Consider the following 17,356-nt stretch of genomic DNA (forward strand, 5'->3'; position numbering starts at 1 on the left):
CGTCTATGGCGTTCCGCCGTCCGATGTAGTCATTATCCTGCCATGGAGTCGAATATGACGTGGGACGTGAAAGAGTTCGCCGAGGCCGCTGAGGTGACGGTGGACGAGCTGGCCGCCTATGTGGACCAGAGCCAGCGGGGCATGGCGCCGGTTCTGCGCCGCCGGCCTCCGCGTGAGCTGGCGGACAAGCTGGAGCTGGCCCGGTGGATCCGAGAGGGGGGCATGACGCCCGAGGACTACCGGCGGTTCCTCGGCGACTATCTCCGCGAGGGCACGCGGCTGCACCACCCCGCCTACCTCGGCCACCAGAGCGCCGTTCCCGACTTCCCCGCGGCGCTCGCCGACTTCGTCCACGGCGCGACCAACAACCCGATGGCGATCTACGAGATGGGCGCCTCGGCCGCGACGGTCGAGTTCGAGGTGCTGCGCTGGATGCTCGCCAAGGTCGGTTTCCGCGACGGCGGCGGCGTGCTGACGCACGGGGGTTCCCTGGCCAACCTGACCGGGATGCTCGCCGCGCGGGCCGCCGTAGCGCCGGACGCCTGGGCCGACGGCGTCCCGGCGGACCTCGTCCTGCTGGCACCGCCGTCCGCGCACTACTCGATCACCCGGGCCGCCGCGATCCTCGGCCTGGGCGAGCGGGCCGTCGTTCCGCTGGAGGTCGACGGCCTCGGCCGGATCGACGTCACCCGCCTGCCCGCCGTACTGGAACAGGTGCGCCGGTCGGGGCGGCGGCCGATGGCCCTGGTCGCCGGAGCGTGCGCCACCGGCACCGGCCTTTACGACGATCTCCGGGCGATCGGGGAGTTCTGCGCGGAGAACGGCATCTGGTACCACGTTGACGGCGCGCACGGGGCCTCAGCCCTGCTCAGCGACGGCCACCGGCATCTGCTCGACGGCATCGAACTGGCCGACTCGGTCATCTGGGACGCCCACAAGATGTTGCGGACCTCGAGCCTCGCCGCCGCGGTGCTCGTGCGCCGGGAGCCCGACCTGGACGCGGCCTTCCAGCAGCAGGCGAGTTACCTCTTCTACGGCGACCAGGGATTCGACCTGGTCGGCAGGGCCGTCGAGTGCACCAAGGCCGAACTCGGGCTGAAGATCTTCCTCAACCTCGCATGGCGGGGCGAGCGGGGCATGGGCGAATACGTGGCGCGGCAGTACGAGACGGCCCACAGGTTCTGGGAGCTGGCCAGGAACCGGCCCGGTTTCGTGTTCCCCTACGAGCCGGAGAGCAACATCGTCTGCTTCCGGTACGGCACGGCCGACCAGGCGGCCATCCGCGAACGGCTGATGGCCGACGGCACGTTCCACCTGACCTCAGCCGAGATCGGCGGGGTCCGCCACCTCCGGGTGACCGTGATGGCCCCGGCGACCGACGACCAAACCCTGGAGTCCCTCCTCGACCACATCACCCCCCTCTTTTCCGCGTGATCATGCACAGGTTCGGCGGCATGCCGTACGAGCTGGCCAAACCCCGTCCGTGATCATGCACAGGTTCGCGTTCATGGCTCGAGAGCTGGGCGAATCCAGTTCGTGATCATGCACAGGTTCGGTCGCACGCCGCACGACCTCGGGAAACTTTCACCGTGATCATGCGCAGGTTCGCGGACATGTCGCCCAACCTCGGGAAACCCCTCCCGTGATCATGCACTGGGCTCCGCCGTGCATGATCACGGGAACGAAAGCAGCAGGCCACACGGCCGACTACAGAATCTGCGCATGATCACGAACTGGAAAGCGGCAGGTTGGCCATGCGATCAACGAATCCGTGCATGATCACGGGCAACATTCGCGCTGGTCATTGGCCATTCCCAAGAACCCGTGCATGATCACGGACAAGGTGGCCGCTGGTCGGCGGCCACCTTTCCGAACCTGTGCATGATCACGGCGATGGGGGGCGGGCGGGGTGGGGGGTTAGAAACGGGCGGGTTCTGAGTAGGTGCCCCATTCGGCGCGGAGGGCGTCGCAGATCTCCCCCAGGGTCGCCTCGGCCCGGGCGGCGTCGAGCATGGGCGGGATCATGTTGTCGCTCGTCCTCGAAGCGGCCGTGAGCGCCGCCAGAGCCGCGTCGACGGCCGCCTGGTCCCGGGCGCCGCGGCGTTCCGCGAGAACGCGCCGCTGTTCGACCTCGACCTCATGGCTGATCCGGAGGATCTCCAGGGGCTCCTCGACCGACGCGGTGTGGCAGTTGACCCCGACGATCCGCTTGTCCCCCTTCTCCAGCTTCCGCTGGTAGTCGAAGGCCGCCTCGGCGATCTCCGACATGAACCAGCCGTCCTCGATGCCTCGGAGGATCCCGGACGTCATCGTCCCGTCAGACCCCATATCCCGAATTTTCGTGAAAATGGCTTCGGCCTCGGCCTCCAGCCTGTCGGTCAGCTCCTCGACGTACCAGGAGCCGCCCAGAGGATCGACGACGTTGACGACCTCGGTCTCCTCCATGATGACCTGCTGCGTCCGCAGGGCGATCTCCGCGGCCTTCTGGGACGGCAGCGCGAGCACCTCGTCCAGCGCGTTGGTGTGCAGGGAGTTGGTCCCGCCGAGCACCGCCGCCAGCGCCTCCACCGCCGTGCGGACGATGTTGTTGTCGGGCTGTTGCGCGGTCAGCGAGACGCCTGCGGTCTGGGTGTGGAAGCGCAGCCACTGGGCCTTCTCGGTCCGCGCGCCGTACACGTCTCGCATCCACCGGGCCCAGATCCGCCGGGCGGCCCTGAACTTGGCGATCTCCTCGAAGAAGTCGATGTGCGCGTCGAAGAAGAACGACAATCCCGGAGCGAAGGCGTCGACGTCGAGCCCGCGCGACAGGCCGAGCTCGACGTAGCCGAACCCGTCCGCGAGGGTGAAAGCCAGCTCCTGCGCCGCCGTGGACCCGGCCTCCCGGATGTGGTAGCCGGAGACCGACAGCGGCTTGTACGCGGGGATCTCGGCGGCGCAGAACTCCATGAGGTCGCCGATCAGCCGCAGATGGGGCTCGGGGGAGAACAGCCACTCCTTCTGCGCGATGTACTCCTTGAAGATGTCCGTCTGGAGGGTTCCGTTCAGCTTGCCCGTCGGCACGCCCTGCCTCTCGGCCGCGACGACGTACATGCAGAAGATCGGTACGGCCGGCCCGCTGATGGTCATCGAGGTGGTGACGTCACCGAGCGGGATGCCGTCGAACAGCTGGTCCATGTCCAGTGCCGAGTCGATGGCGACACCGCAGTGCCCCACCTCCCCGAGGGAGTGCGAGTCGTCGGAGTCGCGGCCCATCAGCGTCGGCATGTCGAACGCGACGGACAGACCTCCTCCTCCGGCGCCGAGGATCATCTTGTAGCGCTCGTTGGTCTGCTGGGCGTTGCCGAACCCGGCGAACTGCCGGATCGTCCATGGCCGCCCCCGGTAGCCGGTCGGATGGAGGCCCCGGGTGAACGGGAACTCGCCGGGCCAGCCGATGCGCGCGAATCGCGGATCGCTGGAGGTGGGCCCGTAAACGGGGTCGACCTCCAGGCCGGAAAGGGTCCGGAACTCCCCTGCCCGCTTGAAGGCGGCGTCGTACCGTGCCTGCCAGCGGGCCCGGCCGGCCTCGGTGTCGGCGTCGCGCGCGTGCTTCGGGTCCATACGGCCTCCAAAGTGTCGGATCCCAAAGAAAATACTAGGACGTCCTAGTACCCTTTCCAACGCCGCGTCGCCCCTTACGGAAGGTGACCTGACGGTTCCCCTTCGCATGCCGTCATGTCACACGTTGGTCGCAAATTGCCACGGATCTTTGACAAACAGATGAAATCTTCAACCATGGCTAGGGCCCTCTCAAAGTCCACACGGAGGTGGATGTGAAGCGCGTCACAGTAGTCGTCGCAGCGACCGCGGTCGTAGCGGCGACCTTGACGGCCCCGGCTCAAGCGGTCCAGACCACGCGATCCGCAGCCGCGGCCCAAAAGGCCACGACCGAATACGTCGTCCTGTACAAGGAAGGCGCCAACGCCGCACAAGCCCAGAAGGCGATCGAGGCGGCGGGCGGCACGCTCGTCAAGGTCAATTCCGAAGTCGGCGTCGCCACAGTCAGCACCACCAACGCCGGCTTCGTCGGCGCGATCAAGAACAACGCGGTCATCGGAGGTGTCGCCCGCAACCGCACGATCGGCAGCGTGCCCGCCGACTCCGCGGTCACGCGGAAGGCCGCCCAGAACAAGGCGGTCGAACGGGAAGGCCGCGGTCACGGCTCCCCGTCCAAGGGGCACACGAGCACCAAGGACGAGCCGCTGTCCGACCTTCAGTGGGACATGAAGCAGATCCAGGCGGACAAGGCCCACAAGTACGAGCAGGGCGACAAGGGCGTCCTCGTCGGCGTCCTCGACACCGGCATCGACGGGTCCCACCCCGACATCGCGCCCAACTTCAGCAAGAAGCTGAGCCGCAACTTCACCGTCGACCTTCCCGCCGACGCCAACGGCACCGTGATCGACGGGCCGTGCGCGAGTGACCCGGACGGCTCCTGCAACGACCCCAACGACGTGGACGAGGACGGGCACGGCACGCACGTCGCCTCCTCGATCGCCTCCCCCATCAACGGCCTCGGCATCTCCGGCGTCGCACCCAAGGTCACCCTGGTGAACCTGCGGGCGGGCCAGGACTCGGGCTACTTCTTCGTCCAGCCCACCATCGACGCCCTCACCTACGCCGGTGACATCGGCGTCGACGTGGTCAACATGAGCTACTACATCGACCCGTGGCTGTTCAACTGCGCCAACAACCCGGCCGACTCGCCCGACGAGCAGCTGGAGCAGCGGACGATCGTCACGGCGGTCCAGCGGGCACTGAACTACGCGAACAAGCGCGGCGTGACCCTGGTGTCCGCGGCCGGCAACGGAGCGACCGACTACACGAAGACGATCTCCGACGCCTCCAGCCCGGACTTCGCCCAGGTCGCCGGTCAGCAGCCGCGCAGCCGCACGATCCCGCCGAGCTGCATCTCGATGCCGAGCGAGGGCGAGCACGTGATCTCCGTGTCGTCGACCGGCATCAGCACCCGCAAGGCGTACTACTCCGACTACGGCAACGGCTACATCGACGTGGCCTCGCCGGGCGGCGACGCCTACGACACCCCCGGCAACACCAGGGACATCACCAAGACGACGCTCTCGGCCTACCCGAAGGCCCTCGCCGTCGCCAACGAGGAGATCGACGCGAACGGCGACCCGACGGTCGACTACGTGGTCAAGGACTGCAAGGGCTCCGTCTGCGCCTACTACCAGTACCTCCAGGGCACCTCGATGGCCTCCCCCAGGGCGGTCGGCGTCGTGGCGCTGATCGTCAGCAAGTACGGCCACCGCGACTACCGGCACGGCGGCCTGACGCTCGACCCGAGCGTCGTCGAGGGCATCCTCAAGGGCACGGCCACCAAGAAGGCCTGCCCGACGCCGGCCGCCTTCACCTACACCCGGATCCTGCCGACCGGTGGCACCGCCACCGCGACGCACACGTGTGAGGGCTCGGTGTCCGGCAACGGCTTCTACGGCAAGGGCATCGTCAACGCCCTCCACGCCGTTGGGCACTGACCGCGCACCCTCCGCATGACACCGACGGCCATCGCCTCCGGGCGGTGGCCGTCACCGTCTCGGTCCCCCGAGCCGACCGCCGCGAGGAACACGATGGCCAGGAACCGACGGCCTCCAAGGCGCCCCGAGCCCGGCTAGCCGGAGGCGAGGCGACCAAACACAGGAGTTAGACGCTGAAGTCCCCTGCGGCGACTCGGAGCGTCTTGAGGAGGTCGAACATCTCCCCCAGGTCGGCGTCGCCGTACATGCCCATGCCGAAGCCCGCCTCCATGAGGTCGGCGGTGGCCCGGCTCACCACGTCACGGCCCTCGTCGGTGATGTGGGCCAGGACGCCGCGCCCGTCCTTGGGATTGCGCATCCGCTTGACCAGTCCGGCCCGCTCGAGCCGGTCGACGGTGTTCGTCACGCTGGTCGGATGGACCATGAGACGCTCGCCGATCTTGGACAGGGGCAGGGCGCCGGCACGGCTGAACGTGAGCAGCACCAGCGCCTCGTAACGGGCGAAGGTCAGGTCGTACGGCTTCAGCAGCGTGTCCAGTTGCGCCAGCAGGATCTGGTGGGCTCGCATGATCGACGTCACGGCGGCCATGGCGGACGACGGGCCGAACTTCTCGCGCCAGGTCTCCGCGGCACGTTCGATCGGGTCGAACGGCAGGTTGAGCGGCCGTGAACCGCTGAGCGGGAGCTGGCTTGAACTGGGCGGAAGGGGCACAGCGATATACGGTATCGCGACGGCTTTCGTGATCGACCCGCGCACGTAGCGTAACTGAATTCATTCCTTGACCCCAGAACTCCCTCCCTCAGGGTCACGCTCCGTTATGGTTGCGACGTCAAAAGGTGAGGCGGCGGCAAACCCGGTGGCCCGGGGAGCCCGGTCTGCTAACGCGGACCGTGGCGAGGCCGATGGAAGACCAGTGCCGGGGGGAACGGCGCGGTCCCACGCCCCGCTCACACAGGCACGGGGGGTGCTTGATGGGCAGCATGCCTGTCCCGGCGCGTAGCACGCGCCGTATATCGACGATGGTGCGGCCAGGGGCCGCGCCGGGCCGTGGGTAACCACAGAGGCGTTTCACGCGAGGAGCTCAAGCACGGCACGGTCGTCACGGTGACCGTGTTGCTGGCGCTCGGGCTCGTCGTCGCGTGGAGCGCCTTGATACCCGGCTTCATGAGCTGGGACGACATCGTGATGGCGGTCATCGGCTCGCTCCGGTTGACCGGCCCGGTCGCCGCCGCGTTCGCGGCGTGGGTGGCGGTGCGCAAGCATCGCGCCAGCAACGGCCGTGCCATCACTCCGTGGCGGGCGGTGAAGGCGCCGCTCGCGATCCTCGTGGTCGTGACCGGCTCGTTCGGCACCACGGTCCTGGTGCTCGGGCTGCGTGCCGGCCTGGGCGAGCAACCGGGACGCCTGGTGCCCAGCGGCCTGGCCATGTGCGTCGCCTCGCTGGCCCTCTACGTGGTGGTGGGCTGGATCATCGGCTGGCTGCTCCCTCTCGTCGCCACACCGGCGATCGCCGGGCTCGGCACCTATGTGCTGTTCACCTGGCTGGCCGGCAACTTCACCTGGGCCGACAGGCTCGCTCCCGCGACGCGGGAGCCGTACGACCTGTTCGAGGGGATGAGCGCGACCGCCTTCACCGACCAGACGTTGTGGCTGCTCGGCCTGAGCACCGCGTTCCTGCTCGGGTGGGTGGCGCTCGTCACCAGGCGCATGCTCGCGCTCGCCGCGGCCGTGATGGCCGTCATGGCCGCCGGTACGGGGGCCGCCCGGCTGGTCACCGAACCCCAGACCGTGGCCGCGAGCGAGCGCCTGGTCTACAGCTGCCAGGAGTGGCCGATCACGGTGTGCGTGCATCCCTCGATGCGCGCCGGCCTCACCGAGTTGGTGAGCACGTTCACGACGATCGCCGCCAGGCTGGCGGGCACCCCGGCCGCCTTCAACCGGGTCGAGCAGCACTCCCCCGACGACGGCGACCAGGCGGACCCGGGGGTGGCCTTCATCCATGTCGACGACCTGAACGACGGGTACGCGGACCGTGCGGCGGGCGAGTTCCTCGACCGGCTGGCCAAGCCGTGCCCCGGGACGGTCACCGCCGGCTACCGGGCGATCGTCATCTCCTGGTTGCGCAACGAGCCGCTGTCGGCGGGGCCGCTGCCCGAGCACCGGTACGCCGCGGTGTGGTTCTCCGAACTCACCGAGACCCAGCGGCGCGACTGGCTGCGCATGTTCTATTCGGACTTCGTGTCGTGCGGGCTGCAGAGCCGGCACTTCGGCGGCGGGGCGAGGCAGGCGGACCCGAACATGACCGGATACCCGGTCAACGCCGGCGCGGATTTCGCGCCCGTGTATCCGGTGGCCCCGAGCCCCGGCTACCCGTCCGCTGCGCCCGTCGTGCCGTCGCCTTCCGGACCGGCCGGGCAGATTCCCGGCGTGGTCCTCACCCCCGGCACGGTCCCCGGAGCGGGCCCGGGAACGGTGCCCGGATCGATCCCGGGAGCCGGGAGCGGGACGGGTCAGGGCACCGGGCCGGACACCGGCGCGGGGACCGGCCCGGACGGCGGCGCCTCTCCCGAGCCCGGGCCCGGCGCGTCTCCGGGTCCCGGGACCCTGCCCGACGCCCCCGACGGCTCGGGCCCCGACGGCTCCGGCTCCGGCTCCGGGCAGGACTCTCCCCGGCGTGACGGCACCGATACGCCCGGCTCCCGGCCAGGTCAGGACCCGGGTTCGGCCGGGACGGACCGGGCCGGGGGCCAGGACTCCCGGCGCGGCACCGACTTCCGCCCCGGCCAGGAGCGGCTTCCCGGCGACGGCACCGCGTTGTCACCCGTGGGTGCCTCCGACGGCTTCCGCGGGCACCGCCGTCACCACGATTTCCAGCAGTGAGCCGGCCAGGTCAACCGGTTCCCCGACGGCCTCGGCGGCGATGGCGTGGATGTGAGATCGGGCGAATAAGGGGAAGATGTCCTCCCGTGGACCGTCAGACCCGACCCCTCCCCACGCCGGACACCGACGAACCCGTCCCCCGGCGCCCACGCAGAGGCTGGCGCTTGCTCGCCGGCTTCCTCTTCGTCATCCTCCTGGTCGTCGTGGGTGCACGACTGACCTGGTCGTGGCTGAACCCGCTCGGGGAGGAGACCATCGACCGCAGCAGCCCGGTGCTGCTGAAGTCGATCCAGAACCTCAGCCGATACGAGGCGGCGACGGGCAACTTCCAGGTCATCGTGGACCTGGAGAAGGACGCCAACTTCCTGCCCGACGCCATCAAGGGAACCCGGACTCTGTTCGTGGGCGTGGGCAGCGTGGACGCCTACGTCGACTTCTCCGGACTCTCCAAGGACGCCATCACCGTCTCCCCCGACGGGAAGACCGTGACCGTACGGCTCCCGCACGCCCAGTTGGAGAAACCGAATCTGGACAACCAGCAGTCCCACGTGTTCGCCCAGCAACGAGGCCTGTTCGACCGCGTGTCGGATTTCCTGTCCTCCTCGCCGGCGAACCAGCAGGAGCTCTACGTGCTGGCCGAGCAGAAGATCGCCGACACCGCGACCTCGAGCGACCTGCGCAACCGGGCCGACCAGAACACCAAGGCGACGCTGGAGGGCATGCTGAAGGCCCTCGGCTTCACCACCGTGGTCATCCAGTACGGCGACGAGACGTGACCCGTGGAGCCCGCGATCATGCTCGCGGGCTCCCCTGTCCGCCGGGACCATTCCCCGGGCGGCCCTGTACGGCGAGGCTCGCGAGAGCCGTACAGGGAGCCTGAAGGGGGCGGTCAGCCGAGGGCGGCGATGAGGTCGTCCGCGGCCGAGTAGGGATCGACGGCGCCCGCGAGCAGGCGCTCGGCGAGCCCGTCGAGCCGGTCCACGTGCGGATCGGCGAGCCTGGACCTGATCTGAGCGAGCGCGATCGCCTCGATCTCGTCCCTGGCGCGGGCCAGCCGCCGGCGGCGGAACTCGCCCGACTCCTCCAAGTGGGCGGCGTGCTTGTCGAGGGCGTCGAGCAACTCCTCGGCGCCCTCGCCCTTCGCCGCCACCGTGGGGACGATCGGGGGCCGCCACGGCGCGGTCGCGAGCGCCACCATGTTCCGCAGGTCGCGCACGGTCGCCTGGAGTCCGTCGCGGTCGGCCTTGTTGACGACGAACACGTCGGCGATCTCGAGGATCCCCGCCTTCGCCGCCTGGATGCCGTCGCCCATCCCCGGAGCCAGCAGCACGAGCGTCGTGTCGGCCAGCCGGGCGACGTCGACCTCGGCCTGGCCGACTCCCACCGTCTCGATGAGGATGACGTCGCATCCGGCGGCGTCGAGGACGCGCAGCGCCTGCGGCGTGGCCCACGCGAGCCCGCCCAGGTGGCCCCGGCTGGCCATGCTGCGGATGAAGACGTCGGGGTCGGTCGCGTGGTCCTGCATCCGCACGCGGTCGCCGAGCAGCGCGCCGCCGGTGAACGGGCTCGAGGGGTCCACGGCGAGGACGCCCACCCGGCTGCCGCGGGCGCGGAAGGCCCGGATGAGCATGCCCGTCGTCGTGGACTTCCCGACGCCGGGCGCGCCCGTCAGGCCGATCACCCTCGCGGTGTACGGCTTGCGCGCCCCCGTCGCGAGCTCGGCCATGACCTCGCGGAGCGTCGCGGCGCGCTCGGGGGCGGCCACGGCGTTCTCGACCAGGGAGAGCAGGCGGGCGACCGCGCGCGGCCGGCCGCGTCGCGCGTCGGCGGCGAGCTCGCGGACGTCCATGTTCAGCTTCCGTCGCGACCGGAGGGAACGCGGATGATCAGGGCGTCGCCCTGGCCGCCGCCGCCGCACAGACCCGCGGCGCCCAGCCCGCCGCCGCGCCGCCTGAGCTCGTGCGCGAGGGCCAGCACGATGCGCGCGCCGGACGCGCCGATCGGATGGCCGAGGGCGATGCCGCCGCCGTTGACGTTGACCTTGTCGAGCGGGATGTCCAGCTCCTTCGCCGACTGGAGCACGACCTGGGCGAACGCCTCGTTGATCTCGACCAGGTCGAGATCGCCCGTGGTCAGCCCCTGCTTGCCGAGGGCCTGCTTGATGGCGTTGGCGGGCTGGGACTGCAGCGAGTTGTCCGGTCCGGCCACGTTCCCGTGCGCACCGATCTCGGCCAGCCAGTCGAGGCCCAGTTCCTCGGCCTTGGCCCGGGACATGACCACCACGGCCACGGCGCCGTCGGAGATCTGGGAGGCGGAACCCGCGGTGATCGTGCCGTCCTTCGTGAACGCGGGGCGCAGACGGGCGAGACCCTCCACGGTGGTGTCGGGACGGATGCCCTCGTCCGCCGAGAACAGGATCGGCTCTCCCTTGCGCTGCGGCAGGGAGACGGGGACGATCTCGTCGTCGAACAGGCCGTTCTTGGTCGCCTGGGCGGCGAGCTGATGCGACCGGGCGGAGAACTCGTCCTGCTCCTGCCGGGTCAGGCCGAGCCGCGCGTTGTGGTGCTCGGTCGACTCACCCATCGCCACCTGGTCGAACGCGTCGGTCAGCCCATCGAGCGCCATCGAGTCGAGCACGCCGGCGTTGCCGTACTTGACGCCCTTGCGCAGGCCGGGCAGCAAGTGGGGCGCGTTGGTCATCGACTCCATGCCGCCCGCGACGACGATGTCGAACTCCCCCGCCCGGATGAGCTGGTCGGCCAGGGCGATGGCGTCAAGGCCCGACAGGCACACCTTGTTGATGGTGAGCGAGGGCACCGTCATGGGTATGCCCGCCTTCACGGCGGCCTGCCGTGAAGGAATCTGACCGGCCCCGGCCTGGAGAACCTGCCCCATGATCACGTATTGCACCTGGCCGGGAGCCACGCCCGCACGTGCCAGGGCCGCCTCGATGGCGAGGCCGCCGAGGTCGACGGCGGAAAGGTCGGCGAGCGAGCCCAGGAGCCTTCCGATGGGCGTGCGCGCTCCGGCGACGATGACGGAACCAGACATTTGAGGGGCCTCCATCACGAGATCAGGGCGACGGTGCCACCATACCCAGCAGGCGCCGGACGACCGCGAGAGCGGCCGCCGTTGAACGACACACGAAACGGAGTCCCCAAATGTTGCTCAGGATCGATCATGTGGGAATCGCCTGCCACAATCTGAGCGAGAAGATCGAATTCTACGAGTCGGTGTTCGGCCTGACCGTCGTGAGCCGGGAGATCAACGAGGAGCAGGGCGTTCGCGAGGCCATGCTGCACGTGGCGGACGGCGATCAGGGCGCTTCCTATGTGCAGTTGCTGGAGCCGCTCCACCCCGACACAGCGGTGGGCAAGTTCCTGGCCAAGCGTGGCGAGGGCGTGCACCATGTCGGATACGGAGTGACGGACATCACCAAAGCGCTCGCGGAAATCTCCGCGAAAGGCGTTCGTTTGCTCGACGAAAGAGCGCGGCACGGATCGATGGGCGCCTCCATCGCTTTTCTCCATCCGAAAGACATCGGAGGGGTGCTCACCGAACTGGTGGAGACATCCAGACACTGATCCAAACGTAAGAAACGTTCATACGTAACAAGTAGCGCAGAAAGTCGGAGAGGGCCGCCAAGGCAGCGGTAGCGGAGTACGCTGGCGTACCACCGGAGGTGGATGCCCGTGGGCTCCCCGCCTCGGATGTCCGAACCCCCCGTCCGGCCCGTGTAGCCGTCTCGACAACCAGGATCGAGCCTCATGCAGTCCGACATCGACGCCCAGCTCAATAATTTCTTCGAAGACGCCCCTTCTCGGGAATTCGACGTGGTGCTGAGGGGCTATGACCGGCACCAGGTCCACGACCACTTGAAGACGCTCGACACCGAGCTGCGTCAGGCCAAGGAGCAGGTGACAGGTCTGCAGCGCGACCTGTCCGACTCGCAGCGACAGTTGCAGGAGCAGGAGCGCCCGACCTATTCCGGTCTGGGCGCCCGCATCGAGCAGTTGCTGCGCCTGGCGGAAGAGCAGGCCACCGAGCTCGTACAGGCGGCCAGGTCCGAGGCGAACGAGATCAAGGCCGCGGCACGGGTGGACGCAGCCGACCTGCGCGCTGCCGCGGAGAACGAGGCCGCCGAGAAGCGCGCTCTCGCCAACCGCGAGGCCGAGGACATGCGGAGCACCGCCGAGCGTGACGCCGAGGAGATCCGCTCCACCGCGAAGCGTGAGTCCGACGAGCTGACCTCGACCACCGAGCGCGAGGTCGCCAAGCTGCGCGCCACCGCCGACCACGAGGTCGCGGAGAAGCGCGCCGACGCCGAGCGTGAGATCGCCAAGCTGCGCACCACGACCGAGCGCGAGGTCGCCCAGCTCCGTGCGTCCACCAAGCGTGAGCGCGACGAGGTGCTGACCACGGCCAAGCGCCAGGCGGACGAGATGCGCGCGCAGGCTCAGCGCGTCCTCGAGGAGTCCGAGGCCAAGCGGGCCCAGGACGAGGCCGAGTTCGAGATCCAGCTCGCCGCCCGCCGCGAAGACGCGGAGCGGCAGGAGGCCGAGCGGCACGCCACCGCGCAGGCCAACACGCAGAAGCTGGTCGCCGAGGCCGAGCAGCGGGCCGCGACCGCCGAGCAGCGGGCCACCAAGGCCACGCAGCAGGCCGACCAGACCCGTCGCGAGGCGGACACGCACGCCAAGCAGTTGCTCGCCAACGCCCGCAAGAACGCCGACCAGGTCGTGGCCGAGGCGAAGTCGAGCTCCGAGTCGATCGTGAGCGACGCCAAGAGTGAGGCGGAGCGGACCCGCACCTCGATGCAGCGGCAGGTCGACGAGCTCACGCGCCAGCGCGACAGCATCACCAGCCACCTCGCCCAGCTGCGTCAGCTGCTCGGCGGCGCGGCGCTGCCGGGCATGGAGCCCGAGCCCGCCCCGGTCACCGCGGCTCCGCCGAAGCCGGCCCTGTCGGCCGCGCCCCCGGTGAGCGAGAAGCCGATCGTGGCGGCCAAGCCGGTCGAGCCCGCGCCCAAGGCGGACGACGACGCCGAATGGTGGCAGGAGTAACGGTCGGCGCATTCGGGGAGTTGCGACGGCTATCTGAGCAGGGCCCGGTGGGAACGATCCCGCCGGGCCCTGTCCGTTCGCGCGCGTCTCAGCGGAGGGACCGGACGAACTCCGCGACGACGGCGTTGAAGGCCTCAGGCTGTTCGATCGCGGACAGGTGCCCGGCCTTCTCGATGACCGCCAGCTTCGCCTCAGGCACTGCCTGAGCCATCGCCTCGGCGTCGGAGGGCGGGGACAGCTCGTCCTCGTCGCCCACGACGACCAGGACCGGCACGTCCAGGGCCCGCAACGTCTCGAAGGAGTCGGGCCGCCCGGCCATCGCCCGCTGGGCCCAGGCCACGGCTCCAGGCGGGGCCGCCTGCACCAGGCCGCGGACCCGCCCGACGACCATCCCCCTGCGCTGTTTGGTGGTCGTGCCGATCAGCGTGGGCAGGACGTCGTCCAGCAGCACGCCCGCGCCGCCGTTGAGCACAGCCGCGGCGATCCTCTCCCGGTTGGCCCGCGCCGCCTCCGTGTCCGCGCTCGCCTTCGTGTCGGCGAATATCGCGCCCATCAGCCGGTCCGGATGCCGGCGGCACAGCGCCATCGTCACATAGCCGCCCATCGACAGTCCTCCGACCACCGCCCGCTCGACGCCTTCGTCGTCGAGCAGCCGTGCCACGTCGTCGGCCATCGCGTCGACGGAAGGGTCCTCGTCGCCCAGCCGCGAGCCGCCGAAGCCGCGCAGATCTGGAGTGATCACCCTGCATTCGCCTGCCAGAGCCTCACGCTGCGCAAGCCACATCGCCGATGAGAGCGGGAAGGCATGGAGCAGCACGAGGGGCATGCCACTTCCTGCCGATCGCGAGTAAAGCTGCATCACGTCAACGTAACGCGCGATCGGCCGCTTGCCACCCTCCCCGCACCGAATCGCCCCCGACGCGGTCAGACGACGACGGTCAGAGGGCCAGGTCCAGGCGAGGCGGTGCGGCGGGGCGGATCAGACGGCGGTGGGCAGCGGAGCGGCCGACGGGTTGACCCGCTTGACGATCTCGTTCAGCACGATCCGCACGTACGGCTCGCCCACCCACAGGTGCTTGGCCCCCTCGACCCCGACGACCTCGGCCTGGGGGACCCGGCTGAAACGGCGCGTGGCCTCCTCCGGCTGGAGGTAGTCGTCGAACTCCGGCACGAGGGCGATCAGAGGACGGTCGAACTCGGCCCAGGCGTCGAGATCGGCGTCGGTGGCCCGGTGCAGCGGGGGCGACAACAGGATGGCGCCTTGGACGAGGGGATCCCTCCCCCACTTCAGGGCCAACTCGGTGCCGAACGACCAGCCGACCAGCCAGGGACGCGGCAGGTCGTGGAAGTCCGCGTACTCCAGCGCCGCGGCCACGTCGTACCGCTCGCCCTCTCCCCCGTCGAACGCCCCCTGCGACGTGCCGCGGTCGGAGGTCGTCCCACGGGTGTTGAAGCGCAACACGGCGAGGTCGGCGAGAGCCGGCAGCCGATAGGACGCCTTGCGCAGGACATGGCTGTCCATCATGCCGCCGTGCGTGGGAAGCGGGTGCAGGCATATCAGGGTGGCGGCGGGCGGACCGCCCTCCGGAAGCGCGAGCTCTCCCACCAGGGTCAGACCGTCGGCCGTGTTCAGCTCGATGTCCTCCCGCTTGGCGGGCAGGACCGTCGACGCCCTGATGTCCATCCCGACCCCAACCCCTCCATCGTGATCATGCACAAGTTCTCCCACAGTATCCCTGACCACCCAATTCTCCCGCCGTGATCATGCACAGGCTCGCCGCCATCCCCCGTGACCAGCCCACACCCCCCGCGTGATCATGCACTGGTTCGCCGCCACCCCGCGCGACCAGGCCGTACACCATCCGTGATCATGCACACGTTCGGGCACAACCCCGCCGGCCAGCGCATACTCCGTACGTGATCATGCAAATGCGGCACCCTCAGTAACGACTGCGGCCGGGGCCCCGGTTGGCCCGGTTACGCCAGCACGCCGTATGCCAGTGCCGCCGCTCGTCCTCGCCTCCGGGCCAGGCGGGCCAGCTCACGATGTGCGGCACACCGGACCGGATCTCCTGCTCGCAGCCGGGGCATCGATAGGCCTTGCCGAGGGCCGGGCCGGACACGTTCCGCACCACCCAGTCGCCGTCCGGCGAGGTCTCCACCCGGTCCACACCGGGAACCGCCTCGACCGGCCGACCGGCCCCGCGGCCGTCAGGGCGATCGAACGGGCCGCGGCGGCGGGCACGACGCGGGCTCACGGCGTCAGTCCTCCTCGAGGGGATGTGTCCTGCAAGCGATCACCTGACACAGGACAGAACGGCATATCATCCCGCATTCTTCCAGGCCCGCTTCAGCGCGCGTACGCGCGGAATCCCGGCACACCGGCCGTCACGAGCTGGTCGAGGAGCGGCGCGGGAGCGAACGACGGCTCGCGATACTCGGCGTAGAGCGCGCGCAGGCCGTCCCTGACCCGCTCCAGCCCGATGGCGTCGAGCATCTCGAACGGCCCGGCGGGATAGCCGCAGCCCAGCCTCATCGCGTCGTCGATGTCCGCGGCCGTCGCGTAGCCCGAGTCCAGCATGCGGACGGCGTCGTTGAGATAGGGATAGAGCAGCGCGTTGACGACCAGTTCGGCCCGATCGCCGCACCGCACCGGCGTGCGCCTGAGCACGGTCACCAGATCCTGTACGGCTCCCGCCACATCCTCGGACGTGAGGACGGTCGAGGCCACCTCGGCCACGCGGTCGCCCACCAGGTGCAGGCCGACGAGCCGTTCGGGATGCGGGAGCCGTACGGCGAGTTCGATGACGGGCCGGTCCGAGAGCGCGACGACCACGTCGGCGTCGGCCACCGGGGTGAGATCGGACCTTTCTGCCACGGTCGCCTTGAATCCGGCGGCGTCGAGGTCGGCGACCAGGCCGGCGACCTCGGGCCCGCTGCCGACGATGCCCACCATCGACACGACGGCCCTGGGCCCGGGCTCGTGGGCGGCGGGGGTGGGAGCGGCGTAGGAGTAGAAACCCCGGCCCGTCTTCCGGCCGAGCAGCCCCGCGGTGACGAACTCGCGCAGGACGGGGGCCGGTGCGTGGCGGCGGTCCCGGCTCTCGCGGAACAACACCTCGCACACCTCGTACGACGTGTCGAGACCGATGAGGTCGAGCAGCGTGAAGGGGCCCATCGGAAGGCCGAGACCGAGCTTCACGGCCGCGTCGATGTCGTCCCGGCCGGCGAGGCCTGATTCGAGCAGGCCGCAGGCGTGGTTGAGGTAGCCGAGCAGCAGCCGGTTGACCACGAAGCCCGCCCGGTCGCCGACCGTCACCGGCGTCTTGCCGAGCCGCCGGGCGAGGTCGGCGATCTCGGCGGCCAGGCCGTCCTCGGTCACGACGGTGCTGATCACCTCGACCAGCTTCATGACCGGTGCGGGGTTGAAGAAGTGCATGCCGACCACCTGCGCGGGGCGCGAGGTCGTGGCGGCGATGGCGGTCACCGAGAGCGAGGAGGTGTTGGTGGCGAGCACCGCGGACGGCTTGCAGATCCGGTCGAGATCCGAGAACAGGCCCCGCTTGTACTCCATGATCTCGGGGATCGCCTCGATGACGAGATCGGCGTCCGCCAGATCCTCACGGGAGGTGGTGAAGGTGATCCGGCCGAGGAGGGCGGCCTGCTGCTCGGCGGTCATCCTGCCCTTCGCGACGGCCCTGGACGTGGAGGTCGAAAGATGCCCGCGGCCTCTCCCGAGTGCCTCCTCGTCGGCCTCGACGCCGATCACTCGCATCCCCGCGCGGGCGAACACCTCCGCGATGCCCGCGCCCATCGTCCCGAGCCCGACGACTCCGACCGTCTCGAACGTCCGTGTCATGGAGTCAGTTTTCCAG

At 69.7% G+C, this 17,356-nt stretch carries 14 protein-coding genes; 6 read left to right on the top strand and 8 right to left on the bottom strand.

Going from position 1 to position 17,356, the window contains the following annotated elements; translation table 11 throughout:
• Positions 1–42: 42 nt before the first annotated feature.
• Positions 43–1,434 carry a pyridoxal phosphate-dependent decarboxylase family protein gene (locus Psi02_RS11525; protein ID WP_203973444.1) on the top strand — a complete coding sequence of 464 codons (1,392 nt, stop codon included), beginning with the start codon at positions 43–45 and terminating at the stop codon, positions 1,432–1,434.
• A gap of 483 nt (positions 1,435–1,917) precedes the next feature.
• On the opposite strand, the gene icmA is transcribed toward Psi02_RS11525, so the two are convergent.
• Entirely contained in the window at positions 1,918–3,600 is a 1,683-nt protein-coding gene (gene icmA, locus Psi02_RS11530; RefSeq protein ID WP_203954910.1) for a coenzyme B12-dependent isobutyryl-CoA mutase large subunit, read from the bottom strand.
• Between the two features lie 212 nt (positions 3,601–3,812).
• On the opposite strand from icmA, the gene Psi02_RS11535 reads away from it, so the two are divergent.
• Positions 3,813–5,537 carry a S8 family serine peptidase gene (locus tag Psi02_RS11535; protein WP_239094801.1) on the top strand — a complete coding sequence of 575 codons (1,725 nt, stop codon included), beginning with the start codon at positions 3,813–3,815 and terminating at the stop codon, positions 5,535–5,537.
• A gap of 166 nt (positions 5,538–5,703) precedes the next feature.
• On the opposite strand, the gene Psi02_RS11540 is transcribed toward Psi02_RS11535, so the two are convergent.
• The gene (locus Psi02_RS11540) at positions 5,704–6,249 is read right to left on the bottom strand and encodes a MarR family winged helix-turn-helix transcriptional regulator (RefSeq protein WP_203973445.1); all 546 of its coding nucleotides are present in this window, start codon (positions 6,247–6,249) and stop codon (positions 5,704–5,706) included.
• A gap of 336 nt (positions 6,250–6,585) precedes the next feature.
• Between Psi02_RS11540 and Psi02_RS11545 the strand changes: the two genes are divergently transcribed.
• Together Psi02_RS11545 and Psi02_RS11550 are read left to right on the top strand one after the other, a co-directional pair.
• Positions 6,586–8,418, top strand: coding sequence for a hypothetical protein (locus tag Psi02_RS11545; RefSeq protein ID WP_203973446.1), 1,833 nt, complete (start codon positions 6,586–6,588; stop codon positions 8,416–8,418).
• 86 nt (positions 8,419–8,504) lie between these two features.
• The gene (locus Psi02_RS11550) at positions 8,505–9,194 is read left to right on the top strand and encodes a DUF4230 domain-containing protein (RefSeq protein ID WP_203973447.1); all 690 of its coding nucleotides are present in this window, start codon (positions 8,505–8,507) and stop codon (positions 9,192–9,194) included.
• 113 nt (positions 9,195–9,307) lie between these two features.
• Here the strand turns inward: Psi02_RS11550 and meaB are convergent, their stop codons facing one another.
• Positions 9,308–10,267, bottom strand: a complete 960-nt coding sequence (gene meaB, locus Psi02_RS11555) for a methylmalonyl Co-A mutase-associated GTPase MeaB (protein ID WP_203973448.1) — start codon at positions 10,265–10,267, stop codon at positions 9,308–9,310.
• A 2-nt stretch (positions 10,268–10,269) separates the two neighbouring features.
• A complete protein-coding gene (locus tag Psi02_RS11560) occupies positions 10,270–11,469 on the bottom strand; it encodes an acetyl-CoA C-acetyltransferase (RefSeq protein WP_203973449.1) in 1,200 nt (399 codons plus the stop codon).
• A 110-nt stretch (positions 11,470–11,579) separates the two neighbouring features.
• On the opposite strand from Psi02_RS11560, the gene mce reads away from it, so the two are divergent.
• Together mce and Psi02_RS11570 are read left to right on the top strand one after the other, a co-directional pair.
• Complete coding sequence (gene mce / locus Psi02_RS11565; RefSeq protein ID WP_203973450.1) at positions 11,580–12,002, top strand: methylmalonyl-CoA epimerase; 423 nt, start codon at positions 11,580–11,582, stop codon at positions 12,000–12,002.
• Between the two features lie 183 nt (positions 12,003–12,185).
• Positions 12,186–13,481, top strand: a complete 1,296-nt coding sequence (locus Psi02_RS11570; protein WP_203973451.1) for a DivIVA domain-containing protein — start codon at positions 12,186–12,188, stop codon at positions 13,479–13,481.
• Positions 13,482–13,569: 88 nt separating this feature from the next.
• On the opposite strand, the gene Psi02_RS11575 is transcribed toward Psi02_RS11570, so the two are convergent.
• The 4 genes from Psi02_RS11575 to Psi02_RS11590 form a co-directional block, all read right to left on the bottom strand.
• A complete protein-coding gene (locus tag Psi02_RS11575; RefSeq protein ID WP_239094802.1) occupies positions 13,570–14,307 on the bottom strand; it encodes an alpha/beta fold hydrolase in 738 nt (245 codons plus the stop codon).
• 153 nt (positions 14,308–14,460) lie between these two features.
• Positions 14,461–15,165 carry an alpha/beta hydrolase gene (locus Psi02_RS11580; RefSeq protein WP_203973453.1) on the bottom strand — a complete coding sequence of 235 codons (705 nt, stop codon included), beginning with the start codon at positions 15,163–15,165 and terminating at the stop codon, positions 14,461–14,463.
• A gap of 256 nt (positions 15,166–15,421) precedes the next feature.
• Entirely contained in the window at positions 15,422–15,739 is a 318-nt protein-coding gene (locus tag Psi02_RS11585) for an Rv1322 family protein (protein WP_203973454.1), read from the bottom strand.
• A gap of 92 nt (positions 15,740–15,831) precedes the next feature.
• Positions 15,832–17,340, bottom strand: a complete 1,509-nt coding sequence (locus Psi02_RS11590; RefSeq protein WP_203973455.1) for a 3-hydroxyacyl-CoA dehydrogenase family protein — start codon at positions 17,338–17,340, stop codon at positions 15,832–15,834.
• Between the last annotated feature and the right edge of the window lie 16 nt (positions 17,341–17,356).

It is taken from the genome of Planotetraspora silvatica (assembly GCF_016863315.1).
GTDB lineage: Bacteria > Actinomycetota > Actinomycetes > Streptosporangiales > Streptosporangiaceae > Planotetraspora > Planotetraspora silvatica.

Excerpts from the sequence above, each read along its gene's own strand:
- Psi02_RS11525 (WP_203973444.1), top strand. The coding sequence starts at position 43 with ATGGAGTCGAATATGACGTGGGACGTGAAAGAGTTCGCCGAGGCCGCT.
- icmA (WP_203954910.1), bottom strand. The coding sequence starts at position 3,600 with ATGGACCCGAAGCACGCGCGCGACGCCGACACCGAGGCCGGCCGGGCC.
- meaB (WP_203973448.1), bottom strand. The coding sequence starts at position 10,267 with ATGGACGTCCGCGAGCTCGCCGCCGACGCGCGACGCGGCCGGCCGCGC.
- Psi02_RS11560 (WP_203973449.1), bottom strand. The coding sequence starts at position 11,469 with ATGTCTGGTTCCGTCATCGTCGCCGGAGCGCGCACGCCCATCGGAAGG.
- mce (WP_203973450.1), top strand. The coding sequence starts at position 11,580 with ATGTTGCTCAGGATCGATCATGTGGGAATCGCCTGCCACAATCTGAGC.
- Psi02_RS11570 (WP_203973451.1), top strand. The coding sequence starts at position 12,186 with ATGCAGTCCGACATCGACGCCCAGCTCAATAATTTCTTCGAAGACGCC.
- Psi02_RS11575 (WP_239094802.1), bottom strand. The coding sequence starts at position 14,307 with ATGCCCCTCGTGCTGCTCCATGCCTTCCCGCTCTCATCGGCGATGTGG.
- Psi02_RS11580 (WP_203973453.1), bottom strand. The coding sequence starts at position 15,165 with ATGGACATCAGGGCGTCGACGGTCCTGCCCGCCAAGCGGGAGGACATC.
- Psi02_RS11590 (WP_203973455.1), bottom strand. The coding sequence starts at position 17,340 with ATGACACGGACGTTCGAGACGGTCGGAGTCGTCGGGCTCGGGACGATG.